Origin of the sequence: Anaerostipes sp. CAG:276 (assembly GCF_000432215.1) — a bacterium.
GTDB lineage: Bacteria > Bacillota > Clostridia > Lachnospirales > Lachnospiraceae > Anaerostipes > Anaerostipes caccae.
Genome location: NZ_FR889205.1, coordinates 137488 through 156952, shown reverse-complemented (window position 1 = coordinate 156952; position 19465 = coordinate 137488). Strand labels below are relative to the sequence as shown.

At 44.2% G+C, this 19465-nt stretch carries 24 protein-coding genes; 23 read left to right on the top strand and 1 reads right to left on the bottom strand.

Annotated elements, in window-relative coordinates:
* The 21 genes from QVP35_RS14720 (at position 1) to QVP35_RS14620 (ending at position 17350) form a co-directional block, all read left to right on the top strand.
* Entirely contained in the window at positions 1-1539 is a 1539-nt protein-coding gene (locus tag QVP35_RS14720) for a phage minor capsid protein (protein ID WP_006566288.1), read from the top strand.
* Positions 1508-1807: a hypothetical protein gene (locus QVP35_RS14715; protein ID WP_006566287.1), complete on the top strand. Its 300-nt coding sequence runs from the start codon at positions 1508-1510 to the stop codon at positions 1805-1807. Before QVP35_RS14720 ends, QVP35_RS14715 begins: the two co-directional genes overlap by 32 nt.
* A gap of 57 nt (positions 1808-1864) precedes the next feature.
* Positions 1865-2071, top strand: coding sequence for a hypothetical protein (locus QVP35_RS14710; protein ID WP_006566286.1), 207 nt, complete (start codon positions 1865-1867; stop codon positions 2069-2071).
* Positions 2072-2245: 174 nt separating this feature from the next.
* The gene (locus QVP35_RS14705; protein WP_022261327.1) at positions 2246-2866 is read left to right on the top strand and encodes a phage scaffolding protein; all 621 of its coding nucleotides are present in this window, start codon (positions 2246-2248) and stop codon (positions 2864-2866) included.
* Between the two features lie 14 nt (positions 2867-2880).
* Positions 2881-3759, top strand: coding sequence for a N4-gp56 family major capsid protein (locus QVP35_RS14700; protein ID WP_006566284.1), 879 nt, complete (start codon positions 2881-2883; stop codon positions 3757-3759).
* A gap of 16 nt (positions 3760-3775) precedes the next feature.
* The gene (locus tag QVP35_RS14695; RefSeq protein WP_006566283.1) at positions 3776-4147 is read left to right on the top strand and encodes a hypothetical protein; all 372 of its coding nucleotides are present in this window, start codon (positions 3776-3778) and stop codon (positions 4145-4147) included.
* Positions 4147-4566: a DUF6751 family protein gene (locus QVP35_RS14690; RefSeq protein WP_006566282.1), complete on the top strand. Its 420-nt coding sequence runs from the start codon at positions 4147-4149 to the stop codon at positions 4564-4566. The genes QVP35_RS14695 and QVP35_RS14690 overlap by 1 nt, the downstream gene beginning before the upstream one ends.
* Complete coding sequence (locus tag QVP35_RS14685) at positions 4563-4889, top strand: minor capsid protein (protein ID WP_006566281.1); 327 nt, start codon at positions 4563-4565, stop codon at positions 4887-4889. Before QVP35_RS14690 ends, QVP35_RS14685 begins: the two co-directional genes overlap by 4 nt.
* Positions 4886-5317: a hypothetical protein gene (locus QVP35_RS14680; protein ID WP_006566280.1), complete on the top strand. Its 432-nt coding sequence runs from the start codon at positions 4886-4888 to the stop codon at positions 5315-5317. Before QVP35_RS14685 ends, QVP35_RS14680 begins: the two co-directional genes overlap by 4 nt.
* 1 nt (position 5318) lies before the next feature.
* The gene (locus QVP35_RS14675) at positions 5319-5822 is read left to right on the top strand and encodes a hypothetical protein (RefSeq protein ID WP_006566279.1); all 504 of its coding nucleotides are present in this window, start codon (positions 5319-5321) and stop codon (positions 5820-5822) included.
* 13 nt (positions 5823-5835) lie between these two features.
* Positions 5836-6081: an Ig-like domain-containing protein gene (locus QVP35_RS14670; RefSeq protein WP_006566278.1), complete on the top strand. Its 246-nt coding sequence runs from the start codon at positions 5836-5838 to the stop codon at positions 6079-6081.
* A 34-nt stretch (positions 6082-6115) separates the two neighbouring features.
* On the top strand, positions 6116-6460 hold the full coding sequence (locus tag QVP35_RS14665) for a DUF6673 family protein (RefSeq protein ID WP_022261326.1): 345 nt from the start codon (positions 6116-6118) through the stop codon (positions 6458-6460).
* Positions 6460-7125, top strand: a complete 666-nt coding sequence (locus QVP35_RS14660) for a bacteriophage Gp15 family protein (protein ID WP_022261325.1) — start codon at positions 6460-6462, stop codon at positions 7123-7125. The genes QVP35_RS14665 and QVP35_RS14660 overlap by 1 nt, the downstream gene beginning before the upstream one ends.
* A gap of 107 nt (positions 7126-7232) precedes the next feature.
* The gene (locus tag QVP35_RS14655) at positions 7233-12356 is read left to right on the top strand and encodes a phage tail tape measure protein (RefSeq protein ID WP_022261324.1); all 5124 of its coding nucleotides are present in this window, start codon (positions 7233-7235) and stop codon (positions 12354-12356) included.
* Positions 12357-13070 (top strand): phage tail domain-containing protein, encoded by a 714-nt coding sequence (locus tag QVP35_RS14650; RefSeq protein WP_022261323.1) that lies wholly within the window; start codon positions 12357-12359, stop codon positions 13068-13070.
* Positions 13070-14818: a phage tail spike protein gene (locus tag QVP35_RS14645; protein WP_022261322.1), complete on the top strand. Its 1749-nt coding sequence runs from the start codon at positions 13070-13072 to the stop codon at positions 14816-14818. Before QVP35_RS14650 ends, QVP35_RS14645 begins: the two co-directional genes overlap by 1 nt.
* 15 nt (positions 14819-14833) lie before the next feature.
* Positions 14834-15709 carry a hypothetical protein gene (locus QVP35_RS14640; protein WP_022261321.1) on the top strand — a complete coding sequence of 292 codons (876 nt, stop codon included), beginning with the start codon at positions 14834-14836 and terminating at the stop codon, positions 15707-15709.
* A gap of 13 nt (positions 15710-15722) precedes the next feature.
* Positions 15723-15980 carry a hypothetical protein gene (locus QVP35_RS14635; RefSeq protein ID WP_009290809.1) on the top strand — a complete coding sequence of 86 codons (258 nt, stop codon included), beginning with the start codon at positions 15723-15725 and terminating at the stop codon, positions 15978-15980.
* A 70-nt stretch (positions 15981-16050) separates the two neighbouring features.
* Positions 16051-16365, top strand: a complete 315-nt coding sequence (locus QVP35_RS14630; protein ID WP_009290810.1) for a hypothetical protein — start codon at positions 16051-16053, stop codon at positions 16363-16365.
* 12 nt (positions 16366-16377) lie between these two features.
* The gene (locus QVP35_RS14625) at positions 16378-16578 is read left to right on the top strand and encodes a holin (protein ID WP_009290811.1); all 201 of its coding nucleotides are present in this window, start codon (positions 16378-16380) and stop codon (positions 16576-16578) included.
* A 31-nt stretch (positions 16579-16609) separates the two neighbouring features.
* Positions 16610-17350 carry a peptidoglycan recognition protein family protein gene (locus QVP35_RS14620; protein ID WP_022261320.1) on the top strand — a complete coding sequence of 247 codons (741 nt, stop codon included), beginning with the start codon at positions 16610-16612 and terminating at the stop codon, positions 17348-17350.
* 30 nt (positions 17351-17380) lie between these two features.
* Here the strand turns inward: QVP35_RS14620 and QVP35_RS14615 are convergent, their stop codons facing one another.
* Positions 17381-17617: a helix-turn-helix domain-containing protein gene (locus QVP35_RS14615; protein ID WP_022261319.1), complete on the bottom strand. Its 237-nt coding sequence runs from the start codon at positions 17615-17617 to the stop codon at positions 17381-17383.
* Positions 17618-17888: 271 nt separating this feature from the next.
* Here QVP35_RS14615 and QVP35_RS14610 point away from each other — a divergent pair, with 271 nt between their 5' ends.
* Positions 17889-18146: a hypothetical protein gene (locus tag QVP35_RS14610; protein WP_022261318.1), complete on the top strand. Its 258-nt coding sequence runs from the start codon at positions 17889-17891 to the stop codon at positions 18144-18146.
* 51 nt (positions 18147-18197) lie between these two features.
* Complete coding sequence (locus QVP35_RS14605) at positions 18198-19091, top strand: tyrosine-type recombinase/integrase (protein ID WP_022261317.1); 894 nt, start codon at positions 18198-18200, stop codon at positions 19089-19091.
* Positions 19092-19465: the final 374 nt, after the last annotated feature.

The window sequence follows — 19465 nt, the reverse complement described above, 5'->3', positions numbered from 1 at the left end:
ATGCTTGATCCCGAATACCTGGATAAATGCAGTGACCAACTCCTAGCCTTAATAGATGAACTGTCGATCTCTCTTATCGGGGACATTGCCCGCCGAATTGCAAAGACAAAGCACATCACAGACACAGCAAAACATCAGGCTCATGTCCTGCAGAACGCCGGAATGGTCTATCAAGACGCTATTAAACGGATTGGACAGACAACCGGATATATAGATCGGGAGATAGACCGTCTATTTAAAGAGGCCGGGGTTAAAAATATCAAAAATGAATCTGTCATTTACAAAATGGCTGGAATGGAACCGAAGGAGTTGCACCAGTCAAAGGAAATGCAGCAGATTCTAAACGCCAATCTTAGAAAGACCAAGGGAGAGATAAAGAATCTTACTCTCACAACGGCAAATAAGGCTCAGAGCGCTTACATAAATGCATGCAACAGTGCCATGCTCAAGGTGCAGACAGGGGCATTTTCTTACGATAAGGCCATAGCGGATGCAATAAAGGAGGCAGCAGGCCAAGGCACGGAGGTGTTATTTCCATCCGGTCATGTAGATAAGCTGGATGTGGCTGTCAGACGGGCCGTATTGACAGGCGTGAACCAGTCGGCAGCAGAAATGACGCTTGCATATGCGCAGGAAATGGGCTGTGATTATGTAGAAGTAACTGCGCATAGCGGTGCCAGACCATCGCACGCACTCTGGCAGGGGCTGGTGTTCTGTATATCTGGGAAAGATCCTAACTACCCTCCATTTTCCATGACCGGATATGGAACAGGGGAGGGGCTTTGCGGATGGAATTGCAGGCATAACTTTCACGTCTTTATTCCTGGCGTGTCTGTGCGAGCATATACAGATGCAATGCTTCAAGACTATGACACGAAGAAATATGAGTATAAAGGTAAAAAATATAAAGAATATGAAGTTTCACAGATGCAGCGTTTCCAGGAGAGACAGATCAGAGGGACAAAGCGAAAGCTGACCGGATACGATGCCGGGATCAAGGCAGCAGGAAACGACGAGGTATTGAAAAATACCTTGCAGCAGCGCTTTGAATCCGAATCGGTGAGGCTCAAATGGCAGGAAAAGAAACTCAAGGAATTTTGTAAGCAGACGGGCCGACGGGTAGAATCTGCAAGGACTCAGGTTCATGCAGTTCTGGACAGTAGTGGAAATATCGTGGGATTCAATCGGAGCGTGGCTCAGAAGGCTGTATGGGCTAACAAACGGTATCAAAAGGTAGAAAACAGTAGTATAATAAAGGTATCAGACAAACAGTTCGGAAAGAAGATTGGAAAACATACCAAAGAATACGGTCTGAACCCTAAGAGTACCAAGGACAGACAGACTATGCGGCACACGATTTTAGACATTGTTGAAAATGCCAGTGAGGTCAGAAGCGGAGAATGGAGAGGTCAGGCAGGGGAGACTTTCTTCTATATAAAAGGGAAAGACGTTGTTGTGGCAAAAGAAAGTGGAGAATTTGTCACAATACTGAAAGGAGGAATTGACAATGTTAGGGTTAAGAACGCAAGAAAGCGATAAATTCAATAGGTTCTGGGAGCTTGTGCAGATGGAGGCAAAAAGCCAAGGCAAGGTATTCTTTGCTGACTGTGGAGAAGGGAATATCTTAGAGACTCCTGATTTGGAATGTGAAGATATGCGAGGATGGCTGATTCCAAAAGAGAAAGCCAAAGAATTTGAGACGGAATGGCAGCAGGGGAAAGTATCTGACAAATGGACAGAATTTATTTTTTGGGCGGAATGGTCTGAAAATGACGGAAATATCAAGATAAGATTTGAAACCTACTAAATACTACCTGATAAAATCTCAGGTGGTATTTTTGCCCATTTTGAAAGGAGAATCACATTGGTAGAAAAAAGTTTCATTAACAAAAAGGACAGTGAAATCTGCATGTCAATAGATGAGTATAACCAGCAGATCGCTGAAACTCATGATAAATACATGATGAAGATAGACACATTAAAAAATGAAAATAAGCAGTTAAAAGCGATGAACCGATTTCTAAATACAGCACTTGTGGAGGCATTAAATTATCTAAAAGAGGAAGATTAGAGAGGCGGTGGTCCGATCATCTCCCAGCGGCAGGGCTACGCCGTACTGACACGCTCATGGCGTGTTATTTTTATGCAACAAATTAATCGGTCAGGAGATTAGACCTTAAATAGTCGGTTTCGGGGTGGATGGTTACACACCTAAAACAACCTAATGCGAAAGGAGAACAGAAACATGAAAACAGAATTTTTAAAAGGCTTAAATCTTTCACAGGATGTCATTGACCAGATCATGGCAGAAAACGGGAAAGACATTGCTGCAGAACAGAGAAAAACGACCAAGGCAGAACAGGCTCGTGACAGCTATAAGGAACAGGTAGATGATTTACAAACCCGACTTGATGATGCTGATAAGCAGATCGAAGAATTTAAAGACATGGACGTGGAAAGTATTCAGAAGGCAGCAGACGATTGGAAACAGAAAGCAGAAGATGCAGAGGCAGAAGCAAATAAAAAGATCCAGGCCATGCAGTTTGATTATGCGCTCTCAGAGGCTCTTACAGGGGCAAAGGCTAAGAATACCAAGGCAGTCAAGGCTTTACTTGATATGGATGGCCTGAAATTCAATGAGGGAGAGATCATCGGCCTGGATAAACAGCTTGAGACTTTAAAAAACGAAAATGATTATCTATTTGAAAGCGATAAGCCGGCCCCTAGAATTGTCAAGGGGACAGGTGGCGGTGATCCGTTGCCAGGGGCAGAGGTAACAAAAGAAGCATTTAACAAAATGGGATACAGGGATAGAGTTGCCTTGAAAAAGGAAGATCCTGATCTGTATGCCGAACTAAGAAAATAGAAAGGAAGGTAACAATGGCAGTAACAAAATTAGAGAACATTATTGACCCGGAGGTCATGGCGGATATGATTTCCGCCAAAGTGCCGAAGAAAATCAAGATCACGCCGATTGCAGCAGTAGATACAACGCTCAGCGGAGTTCCTGGCGATACGATTACAGTACCAAAGTACGCATACATCGGAGATGCGGAAGACGTAGCCGAAGGCGTGGAAATGGGGACAACCGTTTTAACGGCATCTACAACGACCGCCAAGGTTAAGAAAGCGGCAAAAGCCGTAGAGTTGACCGATGAAGCAATTTTATCTGGATATGGAGATCCACAGGGGGAGGCAACAAATCAGATTGCCTTGTCTATCGCATCCAAAGTGGATAATGATGCCATGGATGCGTTGCAGACTGCAAAGCTGGCATATGACGGCTCTGCAAATGTGATTAATTACGATGGAATTGTAGACGCTGTGGACTTGTTTGAGGAAGAGGATCAGCTCGCTAAGATCATGTATGTACATCCAAAACAGATTACACAGTTAAGAAAAGACCCGGATTTCAAGGACATTAAGCAGTATCCACTTGAAGTTGTAATGAGGGGTGTCATCGGTGAAATCTGCGGGTGTCAGGTCGTTCCGTCTAAGAAAGTCCCTGTAAAAAGGGTAAATAGCATTGATTGCTATATCTGTCCGATCGTAAAAACACAGTCCGACCAGGAAGTAGACGAGGATACTGCGGCACTTACAATTTACATGAAACGTGACGTAAACTTTGAGCCTGACCGAAATGTAAAAGCAAGGACTACCCTTGTGACTGCGGATGAACATTACACTGTTGTCCTGTCAAACGATGCAAAAGTTGTGCTTGCGAAGTTTGCAAAGACACCAGCAACACCAGCATCATAGAAGGAGGTAATACGGTATGGTAGAGTACGCAGACTATAAGTTTTACCAGGAACAGTTCCATGGCAGCACCATACCGGAAGCTGCCTTTTCTTCTACCATTCTTCGGGCAAGTATCTATGTAAAGTACATCACGTTCGGCAGGATAGATGATACAGAGATCCCGGAAGAGGCCAGGCTGGCTGCCTGTGCTGTTGCGGAGGTTATGTATAAAGCCGATGCAGTAGGACAGCAGGAGAAGAAGTCCGAGACGGTCGGAAATGTCTCTGTATCCTATGTAACGGAGCAGCAGGACGGACAAACAAGAGAGGCGGCAGCGGCAAAGAAACAGTATGCAGCTGCTTATCCGTACTTAATCCATACCGGGTTGTTATACAGGGGGTGTCGGTAATGGTTACAAACGCAGACATAACACTCTACAACAAGGTATATGACCGGGATACCGGGACGAACCGCTATTACCGGACAGTCCTAAAAGGCGTGAACTGGCAGGATACCACAGCCGTGCAGCCCACAGACAAGGGGATTGTAAGTGCTGATGTGGCAGAAATCTATATCCCGTTTACGGCAGAGACAGAGAAGCAGTTCAGGAAACCGAAAAACTTTGTGAAGGAGACAGAAAAGACGGGATTTTTTACGGTCGAAGCCGGGGACCTGGTGGTCCGTGGCATCGTGGAAGATGAACTGACCAGCGCAAAGGACGAAGAACGGTTGAAAAATGCCTATGATGATGTGCGGGTGATCGCCGTTGTGGAGACGAACGACAACGGCAGCCCGGAAATGCAGCATTGGAAGGTGACGGCTGAATGAAGATAAAAGTCAAGATTGCTCCTGCAAACGTAATCCTTACAGAAAGGAACCTGCAGAAAGGTGGTCCCGGTCAGAGACTTGCTGTGCATGAAGTGCGCAGAATATCGGATGCATACGTCCCTTTTCTCAACGGTCCACTGAAAAATACTGCGATTGAGACAACGTACTGCATAAAGTACATCACCCCATATGCAAAGAAGAATTACGAAGAAAATAAGGGCAAGGGACTGCGTGGAAAACATTGGGACAAGAGAGCGTTTGCCGACAGAGGGCGAGAGGTTCTGGTATCTATTGCGAGGTTTGTAGGAGGAAAGCCAAAATGACGATTGTGGAGGCTATACGGAACATTGTTAAGCAATGCCCGTATCTAGATGAGTATTGCAAAGGGATCGGGGTGGATTACCTGGGTAGTGACACAACGTACTACTCGATAGAATCCGTTCCATCACAAACAGTTTTGAAAAAAGATATTGTCGGAAATACCAAACGGCAACATCTATTTAATTTTGCCAGTCGGGAGCTATACGGCGAAGAAGTGCGGCAGAACCTTGAAAACATCGGGTTCTTTGAGCACTTTTCAGACTGGCTGGAACAATTCTCTGAGGCCGGGGAGTTCCCGGAATTGGAGAAAGGTAAGGAAGCAATAAAAATCGAAGCGATTACGAGCGGTTATGCGTTTGATACGGAGCTTGACAAGGCAAAGTATCAGATTCAGTGCCGCTTTATTTATTACCAGGAAAGGAAGGTATAACATGGCATTAAAAAGTGTAAGACAGAGAAGGATGCAGGCGAACTATCTGGACATTGGGACCGCAGAGGCAGAAAATTTTGTCCTGATGGGGACAGGGTTCACGGATCTTAATGAGGAACCGGGAGCGCAGACCAGTTCAAAACGGTACGTAAACGATGCATCTACCAGCAAGGGAATCACCGGGTACGAGTGGCAGGCACCGTACACAGCGGACCAGATTCGATCAGAAGAGGCGATTGCCTATATCTGTGAGATCGGAGAACTTTTAAAAACAGGAGCAGATGCAGAGACAGACTACGTGATCGTAGATCTGGATCAGAAGGAAAGCGCAGAGAATACCTACCATGCCCGCAAGTTCCACGTGGCGATCGAAGTAGCCAGCTTTGGAAACGAAGATGGAGAAATGAACTGTGAAGGTAACCTGTTAGGTATCGGGGATGTAGTCGAGGGAACATTTAATACCAGCACTAAGAAATTTACAGCGAAAGGCGATACACCCTCTTAAAGCCGTAACCGGGGTGGCGTTGAATAAAACAACGCTGTCCCTTGCAGTTGCGGCGAAAGAGACACTTACGGCAACCGTAGAGCCTGCAGATGCTACAGACAAGACAGTTACATGGTTCAGCACGGATACTGGTATTGCAAAGGTATCTGATACTGGGGAAGTGACCGGGGTTGCAGCAGGGGCCGCGGATGTGACAGTGACAACGACAGATGGAAATAAGACGGCAACCTGCGCCATTACGGTAACAGCAGGAGCATAGAGAAAAAGACAGTGAACATGGAGGAGTAAAGGATATGAACAAGATTTTTAAATGGAATGGGGCAGAGTTTAAATTCTCTGCTCTGGATGCGGATATGATAGAGCGATTTAACAATGTGAAGCAGCAGACGTTTGAAGAACTAATGGAATATGAAAAGAAACATGGGATTGACGGAGCCTTAAATGCAGAGGGTGTCCGGGCAGAATGTAAGATTATTGACCAGACATTTGATAAGTTGCTGGGAGATGGTGCGGCAAAGAAAATGTTTTCTGATACAGACATCCATGAGCGGGTTGCTGCATTTAACAAACTTGTGAACCTGCGAGAGGCACAGGTGGAATCTTATAATAAACTTGTCCAGTCCATGGCAGGTGACTAATGAATATTCTGACGGATCAGCTGCCGGAAACCGTTCTGGTGGCTGGTCAGGAACATAAGATCAATACAGACTTCCGAGTGTCGATCCGTTTTGAGGAGATGATACAGGATAAAAACATCACGGAAGAACAGCGGTTTTTTGTGGAAGATATTCTGAATATCCCGGAGTTTGATGTAGACGAGAAAAAAGCCAGGCTGCTTGCGAAATACAATAGCGGCCTGGTTTTGTATTATCCAGAGATACCGGAGGACCTTGACGGAGCCATTTCACAAATGTTGTGGTTTTATCAGTGCGGGAAAACAGAAGAACAGAAGCAGTCCGGAAAAGGAAAGAAACAGGATCAGATTTATAGCTTTACTCATGATGCGGATTATATCTATGCTGCATTTATGGAACAGTACGGCATAGATCTGAACGCTGTCGAATTGCACTGGTGGAAGTTCTCGGCCATGTTCGCCGGATTAAAAGAAGACTGCTTAATATCGAAAGTGATGGGATACCGGGCAGCAGATACCGCAGGTATGGATAAGGAACAGAAAAAGTTCTATAAGAAGATGAAAGAAATATATAAGCTACCGGAGAATGTGTCCGAAGAAGACAGGATGTTGGAAGAAGAGGTTACGCAGGCCCTTTTGAGCGGTGGGGACCTAAGCAATATTTTATAAATAAAAACACTGTAACACAGAGGTTGCAGGGGAGCGGAACTCTACGCCCAGGAAGATAGAGACGTGAACATAGAAGACAGACGCAGGCAAAAAAGAAAGGAGAATATATGCCTGACGGAAGTATTGAAATCGAAGTTGAGTTAAATTCGGAAAAAGCCGAAAAAGAACTCAAACAACTATCGAGAACACTGGACACAGAGACGAAAAAAGCGGCGAAATCCGCAGAAACTGCGACCAAGCAGGCGGCAAAGTCCGCAGAAACCTCTGTAAAACAAGCAAGCAAAACAACAGAACAGGCGGCAAAAAAAGCCGGGAAGACAGCGGAAACAGCCGCAAAGCAAGCCGGAGAGAAAGCCTCGCAGAGCACGAAAAAGGCCGGAGAGGAACAGAAGCGGTCTTATAAGCAAACGGAGGCACAAGCGAAGAAAAGTGCGGAAAATGCAGAGAAATATTGGTCTGGTGCTGCCAGCAAGATAAAACCTGCGGTATCTACCGGAATGAAAGCAACCGGAGCCGCAGTTATTGCGGGCGGTGCGGCATCTTTGAAAGCAAGTATTTCGTTTGAAAGTGCTTTTGCTGGTGTAAAAAAGACAGTAAATGCCACGGATAAAGAACTGAATATCATGCGAAAAGACATTTTAAATATGTCGAAAGAGATGCCAACCTCTGCAAATGAGATCGCAGGGGTAGCAGAGGCAGCCGGACAGCTTGGCATTAAGACGAAGAATATCGCAGGATTCTCTAAAACCATGGTTATGCTTGGAGATTCTACGAACATGTCCGCAGATACGGCGGCAACCTCTCTGGCAAGGCTGGCAAACATCACACGGATGCCACAGACGCAGTTTGGACGGCTGGGATCTGTAATTGTAGATTTAGGAAATAATCTGGCCACAACAGAGCAAGAGATTACGGATATGGCTCTTAGACTTGCAGGAGCTGGACATCAGGTTGGAATGTCAGAAGCAGATATACTTTCCTTTGCTGGGGCGTTATCTTCTGTAGGGATCGAGGCAGAAGCTGGTGGAACGGCATTTTCTACCCTAATGTCGAAAATGAATCTTGCAACTACCAAGGGCGGTGACGAATTAAACGACTTTGCGAAAGTGTCTGGCATGACGGCGGATCAGTTCAAAAAGGCATTTAAAGAAGATGCAGCAGGAGCTATTATTTCCTTCATCCAAGGCTTGGATAAGGTGAATAAGAGTGGCGGCAGTGCAATAAAAGTCCTGGACGATATGGGGCTTTCCGATATCCGTATGAGGGATGCACTGTTAAGAGCAGCGGGAGCATCTGGGACATTTACAGAAGCCTTAAAGATCGGCAATAATGCGTGGAACGAAAATAAGGCCCTTACGAACGAAGCTGGGCAGCGGTACAAGACGCTAGAAAGTCGGATCAAAATACTTGGAAATAAGTTTACTGCGCTCGGAATTGCAGTGGGAGATGAACTCAAAGGACCGCTTGCGGATGGAGTGGCAGCGGCATCGGATGCGATCGGAGGACTGGCGGACCAGATAGAAGCGCACGGGCTTAAATCCATCATTCCGAAAGAGACGATTACCACGGTCAAAAATCTTGGCTCTGCGGCAAAGACAGTCGCAGGTGGCGGTCTGAAAGTATTGGGATCTGCGGCGAAGTTCCTAGGAGAGAACATGCAGACGGCACTTCCGTTAGCAACAAGTCTTTTGGTTGTGCTTAAAGGCTACAAAGCTGCACAGGCCGTTTCTGGAAGTGTAAGCGCACTGGGGACAGCATTAAAAGCACTCAATGCTCTGGAAAAAGCGAACGCAATCACTCTTGTGGCACAGCAGGGAGGACTTACAGCATTACAGACTGTGGTTGGAATTTTTACGGGGAAGATTACACTTGCTACAGCGGCAACGGGAGCCTTTAATGCTGCATGTACTGCCCTTGGTGGACCCATCGGCATGGTCGTACTGGCAGCAGGGGCCTTGACAGCAGGGATTGCAGCATATGCAATAGCAACAGACAAGGGTATTAGTGAAGAAGAAAAACTAATACAACAACATGAAAAGTCTGTTGCTTCTTATAAAAAATTATCAAAAGAACTTTCAGAAAACAAGAAATCAAGAGAAAATGCGATAACGTCCGCAGAAAATGAGGGTGCTACAGCTGAAATATTGTCCCGCAAGCTTCAAGGATTAATGAAGCAGGAGCATAAGAGCGCAGGGACAAAAGAACAGATTAAATCTATTGTTCAGCAGCTTAATCAGATTCTTCCTAACTTAGGGCTGGCTTATGATGATGAAAAAGACAAACTAAACCAATCTACTAAGGCAATACAACGCAATATCAAGGCTCAACGAGAACTGGCAGTTGCAAAGGCATATGCTGCTCAAAATGAAAAAGTAGCAGAAGATATTATAAAGACCGAAAAAGACCTGACAAAGTATAAAAAAGAACAGAAACAGGCAGAAGATGATCTCACAGAAGCTACAAGAAAAAGAAAAGAGACTGAGAGAAAATTCAAGGAAGACCCTTTTCATACATCTAATACGGATGTAAAGATTGCAGAGAGAGAGGAAAAGGAACTCAAAAAGATCAATGATGAGAAACTAAAACTTGTCGGCGATACGCAGAAAAAGATCAATGAGTTAAATGGTGAGATAGATTCCAATATTGCGAAATCCGCGGCACTGACAAACTATGTGGAGTTCACCAACAACATTGATAAGCTTGCCAAAGAAGCAGGCATAAAGGCGAAAGAGATCCCGAAGACCATCGGAGGAAGTATCAAAGAGGGGATTTATGAAGCTCCGCAGACCGGAGACGAACTTAAAAAGCTAATCTCGATTGATCCGATGATACAGGAGCTGAAAAAGAAGGGACAAGAAATCCCGATCAGTTTATCCCAGGGAATCATATCAGGGAAATATGCAATTCCGGGTTCAGTCTCACAGATGGAATCTCTAATAAAGTTTGATGGTTTAAGTCAAAAGTCACTCTCCGGCGGGTTGAAAATACCCGAATCATTAGCACAAGGCATTGCATCTGGAAAGATAAAGCCGAGTGAGGCTGTAAAACAAATGCAAAGCTTGATTGATTTCAGCGATGCAGTTAAGAAATCAGGGAAGGCCGGGGATGATACGGTAAAAGCCCTTGTTAAATCCGTAAATGACGGTAAAACCTCTCCAAAGAAAGCCATGGAAGAATTGGCAAAGCTTATGGGAGATGTCGGAGAAAAAGAGGCTGGAAAAGCTGGGAATAAAACCGGGAAGAAGATCGACGACAGTACAGCTGCGGGCGTGGATAAAAACAAAGGAAAGATCAATACCGCGACACAGGGCGCAGTAGATAATGCGAAAACCGTAGATACTAGCGGATTTAATTCTTTAGGTTCAAGCATCGCTTCTGGAATCGCTGCCGGAATCGGAGGTAATGCAGGAGTTGTTGCAGCGGCAGCAGTCAGTGTTGTAAACCAGGCACTGGCAGAGGCAAAGTCTAAAAAAGGCGCAGACGTTAACTCACCTTCTAAAAAGTTTAGGGATAAACTAGGAACGGCGATTCCAGAAGGTCTTGCAAAAGGTATCTATAAAGGATCGGGAGCTGTCACCAAAGCATCTGTTGCTATGACACAGGCCACTTTAAATGCAGCAAGAAAAGATCTCGGTATCCATTCCCCGTCTTTAGTATTTAATAAAGCCATCGGAAAATACATTCCTCTTGGAATGGCTTTAGGAATTGAGAAAAACGCCGGGAAAGCAGCAAAAGCAGCCATGAAAGTGATAAATGTAACGATAGGAGCCGCAAAGAAGGGCATCCCATCCCCAGGCAAGATGTTCAAAATCCTAAAAGGTGAGACTATCCCGAAGGGTATCGCAAAGGGTGTGAGGGAAGGGCAAAGCGAGCTTGTAGCAGAAATGCAAGGTGTCATTTCTACAGCACTGTCTGCGGCAAAGAATGCTACATATAAAGGTAATTACTCTGAGATTGGCAGTGATCTTTTAAGTGGTCTGAGTGACTCTCTAAGCATTGCGAAACAGCGGTCAAGTGAGACAGTGCAGGAGATAATTGACCAGGCATACAACAAGCAAGTAAAAGCGTCAGAAAAGGCCGAGGCGAAGCTGCAAAAGAAAATAGATAAGCTGGGCAACAAAAAGAAGAATAAGAAAAAGAAAGCGAAGCTTAAGGAAGAACTTAAGGATTTAAAGGCGGCAAATGCAAAGAAGGAAAAGCAGCTAAAAGAGGCCGGAGAAAAGGCCGCAAATGCTTATAACACGGCATTTGAGAAAGAAGCGGATCGCCTGACCAAGATTGCCGAGGAGAAGATCCAGGAGCTTTCGGAGAAGTATCAGGAGCAGTATAACGAAATCAAAAGCCTGCAAGACAATCTTACTAGCAAACAACAGGCATACGGCAGTCTCTACGATCTGGACCAGAACTTATATGATATAGAAGACTATCAGAAACGGCTGAAATCCCTGGAAAATAAAATTCCTGACAGCATGATGCAGCGTATCCTTGGCATGGATGTGGAAGAGGGCCGACAGTACATGGCGTGGTTCCAGTCCCTTACGGCGGCAGAACAGAAAGCTTATACGGACAAGTGGAACAAACAGCAATCCATGGCAGAAAGCTTTTCAGAGTCCTTCTTTAAAGACGACTTTGAGAAGATTAATAAGGAATATCAAGCAGCAATAAAAAAAGAAACAGATAATCTGAATGCCGAGATGAAAAAGGCCGGGGCTAACGTTGCTAAAGGTTTGGCAGCTGGAATAACCGGAGAAACCCGGAATCTGAGCAAAGCCATGAAAAAGCTTTGCAAAGATATTGTAAATGCCGCAAAAAAAGAACTGAAAATAAAATCCCCATCTCGTGTATTCGCCCAGATCGGAAAGTTTACGATCCAAGGAGCCGAAAAGGGACAGGAGAAAGAGGCACCGAGACTGTATCGGCAAGTTGAAACTGTTGCGGATACCATGGCGGCACGTTTTGCGAAAGCAAAGCTTAATATACCGGAGTTACAGAGCAGGATGCAAACAGCGGTGTCAAGACAGATGGGCAAGATCACAGCGAGTGTGCAGCCGCAGGTTGTCTATGCCGGAGGCGGTGGTACAACGACGATAGAGAAGACGGTCTATACCGGGCCGGAAAAGATAGAGGTTGTAACAAACATAGAGGGCCGAGAGGCGGCAAGGACGCTGGCCCCGTTTATGGACAGCCGATTGAATAGTATGGCCGATAGAAAGGCAAGAGGAGGTGTATAGATGGAAGACAGAGGAACGTTGGGTGTGCAGATTGGAGGAAAGCACACTTTAAAAGACTGGAATCTGGGGTGGTTGTCGATCACCCTTGGATTCCCGGAGGCAAAGACGTATGAGCAGGAAATACCGGGTGCAGACGGAATTATCGACCTTACGGAGGCAGTCACAGGAGATGTGAAATACAAGCAAAGGTCAATCTCTATGGAGTTTGACCAGCTGGATACTGATTACTTTGATTGGCAGGCAAAGCTATCAGAGATCGCAAACTACCTAGCAGGACAGAAATTTAAGATTTTCTTGGACAGTGATCCGGCGTTCTATTACATAGGACGGTTGAAACTGGACACCGAAAAGTCAGAAAAGGCAGAAAGTAAAATCACCATCTCCGGGGAGGTCGACCCGTACAAATATGAAAAGTATAGCAGTCTGGAAGACTGGACCTGGGACGACTTCAATTTCGAAACAGGAATCATACGGGAATATAAAGATCTGCAGGTGGATGGGAGCTATCAACTCTACATTCCGGGGCGCAGAAAAAAGATCGTGCCCGTGATCGAGTGCAGCGCAGCGATGCAGGTGACATACAATGGGAAAAAGTACAGTCTCCCGGCTGGAAAGTCAAAGGTGTTTGATATATGGCTGGGCGAAGGAGACAACTATCTTACTTTTGTCGGGAATGGCACGGTATCTGTCGAATATAGAGGGGGTAGTTTGTAATGTATAGAGTATTGTGCGATGGAAAGGTCCTGCACGATGTACGGGACGAAGACTATATGCTGATGGAACCGAAGATTTCCCTGGAACTGAACAAGACCGGGAACTTTGATTTCTCAATTCTTCCCAGGCATCCGAATACAGATGTTATCAATAAGCTGAAATCAAAAATTGAAGTCTATGAGGATTCAGAACTATTGTTTTCGGGCAGATCCTTAACGGATGAAATAGATTTTCAGAGGACCGGGCAAGTTTCCTGTGAGGGGGAGCTTGCTTTTTTGTTAGATTCCGTACAGCGGGCGCACACATACGGAAGCGAATCTTCGGAAGTGCATAAGGCAGATAACAATATAGATATTTTCAAAGCCCTTATTGCAGAACATAATTCACAGATGGGAGCAGAAAAGCAATTCACGATTGGGACCATAGATATTGATAGTGTCCCGATTACAAAATTATCTACGAATTATGAAACAACATGGGATTTTATAAATACAAATTTTATAGGGAAATATCCTGGATATTTGCGTGTGCGGCATGAAAACGGCATCCGCTATCTGGATTATGTGAAGCAGTATGGAAAAGTGAGCAATCAGGTGATCCGGTTCGGAGAAAATTTGCTGGACCTTAAAAAGTACACTAAGGCAGAAAACATAAAGACTGCAATCATTCCGGTTGGTGGAAATGGTGTTACAAACATTGCTTCTGCAAACGGCGGGAAAGATTATATCTATAACCAGGAGGCGGTTGATCTCTATGGATGGATCTACGAAAAGGTGGATTTTCCGGATGCCGTTGATCCGAAAGACTTGCTTGCAAAAGGGCAGGAATATCTTAAAACCTGCGTGAATCTGGCAATCACGATAGAACTCACGGCTGTGGATCTACACATGATTGACGTGGATATAAACGCTATCAGATTGGGAGACATGGTTCCCTGCGTGTCACAGCAGCATGGACTTCTGAGCACCATGGGAGATGTGTCTACATATTACTTGGTATCTAAATATGAGATTGACTTGGAAAACCCTGCGAACAACAAGATTGTGCTGGGTCGGACGATCAGTAGCCTGACCGATAAGGTGGCAGGTACATCTAACCTGACGAACATTGTACAGGGGATGGCCGGGAGTGTGAACACCGCAGTAAATACAGCAAACAACGCCGCAAACACCGCAGAGCAAGTCAAGGTGGAAATGGATGCAGTGACGAACAAACTGTGGCCCGTGGACAGTATCTACATCTCTGTAAAAAATGTTAATCCCGGAACGTTCTTTGGCGGCAGCTGGGTATCATTCGCTACTGGAAAAACAATCGTGGGAGTAGATACCGGGCAAGGAGAGTTTAATGCCGTGGAGAAATCAGGTGGGCATAAGGAATTGCAAAGCCATGCACATGGGATGAATAATCATGTGCATAGCCTAAATAACCATACACATACTGTTCCGAATCATGTTCATACGATGCAGGGGGCTGGAAATCACTATCATTATCTCGGAATTAACAAAGATGCTGTACAAAAAGGAACGTCTTATAACAAACCGAACAATTTTGAAAGCGGCAGTACATCATACAAGTCAAACACAACAGGCAACCATACGCATACAATGAACTCTTCCGGGACATGTACCACGGGAGGAAATAGTGGAAACACAGGCGGAAACAGCGGGAATACAACTTCCACAGGCGGTGGTGACTCCGGAAATTTACAGCCGTACATCACCGTATATATGTGGAAAAGGACTAATTAATAGAAAGGAGCAGTTATGACAATACAAGAAGCATTACAGAATATTTTACAGGCGGTATTCGGAAAGGATGTAAGACAGAGTATCCACGATGGAATAGATGCAATAAATAAGGAGAGTAAGGCCGACATGGAGGCGAAGCAAGCAGTCATAGACACATATACAGCAAAACAGGATGCACTTGACGAAAAATATGATCGACTATTAGACGAAATGTCACAGGCGAATCCTTCTCTTGCGGAGGTTGTTGATGCGAGGCAAAACGAAAGTGGTACCGTCTATACAAATCTGAAAGAACGTCTTGATACTGCAGATCAGAAGCAGTATCAAGATAATGAAGAATTATTAGTAAGAATTTCAGGGCTTGATGATAGTGTAACTGCAAATCAATCTGCTATATTGAGCAACCGAGAAAATATCTCCAATACGAATGTACAGCTAACAACTTTTAAAAACGAGGTAAATAGCTATAAAACTACAACCGATAACAGGATTGCGAACTTAGAAACTGATACTGGATGGAAAGGTTTAGGTGTAAATATGCTGGCTTTCGCAGAATATAGCAGTGGTTCAGGGCTTGTAATTCGTAATGTTGGGAAAATTGTAAATATTGTGGGAACTCTTACGACAAAAAGTTTGGTGGGAAATAAAACCGTGATAGATAATGGAGAAGAAGCATCGCTTCTACTTCAGGGCATGACACTTCCAGAAAATTATAGACCTAAAAACGGAGTTGTTACTATTCACCAAGGCAGCGGGAAAGCAATTTTTATGACCCAAGTTAGCCCAGATGGAACAATTAAAATCGGTAGATATAGAGAAGGAAACACATATCCTTCGACCCTCCCAGAAAATGTATGGTTACCAATCAACATTATGTATATAGCAAAATAAGAAAGGAGATAAGATGTTAGAAATTAAAAGATCAATCACCCTCACTGGGGAAATTAAGGTCAAGGACTCTGACCGCACCGTGGTTTATCTAAATGCCACGGTAGCAGAAGACGGAGACGGGGATAACATTACACAGAATATCCAGGATAGCAAGTTATACGAGGCAAACAAAGGCAGCGTGCGGCAGGAGATTGCAGAGTTCACGGAGCAGTTTTATGCTGCTCAGGATGCAAGAGCAACAGAGACGGCAGAGACACCAGAACAGAAGTAAGGCCGCAGGGCCTTTTTATTTTGCAACTTATTAACAGAGCCTTTGGCTCTTTTTTAAATTAGGAGAACACATGGATTTAGAACATGAGCAAAGGCTTACTAAGGTAGAAGAGCGGAGCAAAAGCAATCAACATAGGATAAATGATCTCGAGCAAATTGCTGTTGAGATTCACACAATGTCGAAAAGTATGGTTGTATTATGCGAACAGATGAAATCAACGAGCGAGAGCGTAAACACGCTAAAAGACAAGGTAGACATACTTGAGCAGGAGCCGGCACAAAAGTGGAATAACGCAACACGTACCGCTTTTAACACAATCATTGGAACAATAGCGGGGGCGTTGGCTACAGGGCTTCTTTTGTTAATAGCACAATATTTAAAATAAGGAGAAAAGAATATGAGAGATTGGAAAAAATGGGGCAGGGCCGCAGGAATCAGGGCCGTAAAAACGATGGCACAGACGGCGGCAGCAATGCTACCAGCGGCGGCAACGATCACAGCAGTGGATTGGAAAGCAGTAGCGGGAACAGCAGCATTGGCGGGCGTTGCATCTATATTAACATCATTAAAAGGATTACCGGAGACAGAGGGCGAATAATCGTCCTCTTTTTTTCAGAAGGGAGCAGCACATGGCATTAAAATTCAAAAAGAAATTTGCACATAAGAGTAATTACGGCGGTAAAAGAAGCACAAAGGATATAGAGTACATTTCTGTGCATTACACCGGGAATAATGGGGACACGGCCTTGAATAACTGTAAATACTTCCAGGGGAAGAACCGGCACGCCTCCGCAAATTACTTTGTAGACGGTGGAAAGTATATCTACAAATCGGTAAAAGTAAACCGAATCGCCTGGGCAGTTGGCGGCTGCTATTCCACGGCAGGGGCTGCAGGAAACTACTATAAGAAGTGCACGAACGCAAACAGCTTGTCCGTGGAAATGTGCAACAGCGCTGGGAAGGTGTCGGAGAAAGTGCGGGAGCAGACCATCGAGCTTGTAAAATTCCTCATGAAAAAATACGGCGTTCCGGCATCGCATGTGATCCGGCACTGGGACGTAAACGGGAAAGAGTGCCCTGCGCCTTGGATCGGAGCAGACAACGCAGAGTGGAAAGCTTTTAAAAAGGCTATCGGTGGTCAGGCTGTAAAATACACAACCGTAAAAAAGACATCATCTAAAAATGCGATCCGCTGGATGCAAGATAAATTAAACAGCCTGTCGCCGGGTGCAGATATTGCGACAGACGGCATCTGGGGACCTGCAACACAGAAGAAATTAGAACGGTACTGGAAACAGCTTGGATGGAAGAAAGGCAGCTACGCAGGTAAGAAGACTTGCACGGCACTTTTCAAGAATCGGAAAAAATAGCAGAGAAAAAGCCTCGGAGCAATCCGGGGCTTATTTTTTTGCGGGTATATATTCTACAATATCCCCTGGCTGGCAGGAGAGTATTTCGCATAGGTACATAATCGTGTCGATGGACACGGTTTCATCGTTGTTCAATCTCCTTATTATAGTAGGAGATATGCTATATTCATTTCTTAGGTTTGTTTTCTTTATTCCCTTATCATCCATCACAGAAAATAATTTTTCATAAGAGATAGAGCCGGAGTATTGTTTTTTACGCTCTGTCATTTCATCACCTCTTTGTACGCTATTATATACTATACGGTATCATCCGTCAATGGAATGTATACTATTGTGTACTGTTCACAATAAATAAAGTATATTTTTGTGTACTATTACTATTGAATTTAAGTACACAATAATGTACTATATAAGTGTAAGGAAGATAAGCAAACAAAAAGACGGCTCCCACAACCGACTAAAGTAAGAAGGAACCGTCACCCACACAGGGCAAGTACAATATAGCATACTTGCCCGGAAAGTAAAAGAGGTAAGTAAAATGAGAACGATCGAAAAATTATTAAACAAGGAAATGAGTTTTGTGGAGTTAGACAATGTCATGGTTAAAAACGGATTTTACTCCGTTTTGGCCGACGGGGTAATGGAAGATGTGAAATCAGATAAAAAAGTTGTTTATACCGGAGTAGGAACAGGAATGTGCGAAGTTGTTGTTGAGTTTGAAATTACGATCGACAATGGGGAAGACGAAGACGCAGAAGCTTTCTACTTAGAAGTGACAAGTGTAGAAAAGTTCTAAAACACACCAACCGACCGGGAGCGGCTTTCTCCCGGAGAAAGGAGTGTTCGGATGAAAACTTTTTACGATGTCTCTATGAAGTGGTTTAGTCTGCATGAGTTGGAAATAGCAGAATCCACCGCATACTCATACAGCAAAAATCTGCGCTTCATTAATGAGTATTTTTATGGAAAGTCCATTTATGAGATAGATAAAAACGATATACAAGATTATGTGAAGTTTTTGTACTCTAAAGGTTGCAAAACTGATACAATTACAAATTATTTTAAACTTATCAATATGACATTTAACTATGCTGTTGATTATGAGATTCTTCCAAAAGGGGCAAATCCGTGCTATAAAATTGTCATTCCAAAAACGGAAAAACAAGAAATAAATCCATTTTCAGAGACAGAGATGGAGAAAATTCTTAAAGTGAAGTGTCTTCCTTGGCTTTATGCTGGGGAATTTATCGCATATCGAACAGGGATGCGAAAAGGTGAGATTTATGCATTGAGAAAAAAGGATATCGATTTTAACGGTGGTTTTATTAAGGTACAAAAAACGCAGTCCTTAACTAAAAATGCAAAGGTTATTTTGAAAGAGCCAAAATCGAAATCGAGCCGGCGCAGGATCGCCTGCGATAAGATTCTAATGAATTTCTTGTGGAATCTTTCAAATAGGTCAGAATCGGTTTTCCTATTTCCGAATAATGACACATTTTTTGTACCGTGGAACATATCAAGTGCTTTTACAGATGTCTGTGAAATGGCAAAGGTGCCCCGGAGGACTTTTCACGAACTTAGGCATACTCATGCAACCGTGCTGCTTTCGCACAATGTTCATCCGAAGGTGGTTCAAGAGCGTTTGGGACATGCAAGCATACAAACCACGCTCAATACATACAGCCATCTTATACCGGATATGCAGCACACTGCGGTGAATGTCTTTGATAAAATAGCATAGAAAAACGACAATAAACATGATAAAATAAAGGAAAATAGCGGAGGTAAGGAAGATGAATAATTATAGTAGAAAAAGCCCAGACAATGGATCAATTCGGCAACAACCTTCCCGATGTAGAGCAGGGAGGGGCAAATAGAACTCGGTAATCTTTGGGACGGCACAAGAGACGTGCCGCAGGAGTCTTATAGTATTCAGTGAACTTTTATAGATAATGTAAAGGCCCGGCAGGCAGCCGGGCAGTGTATAAAAATAGTCGTAATAATAGCCGTTAGGCCCTCTAAGAAGTGGGTAGTTTGTCGTGAATTTGTCGGCAGTGTCTTACAGACCGCATAAAACCGTGGTTCCATGTTTTATAAACAAAAACAAGAGTTGTA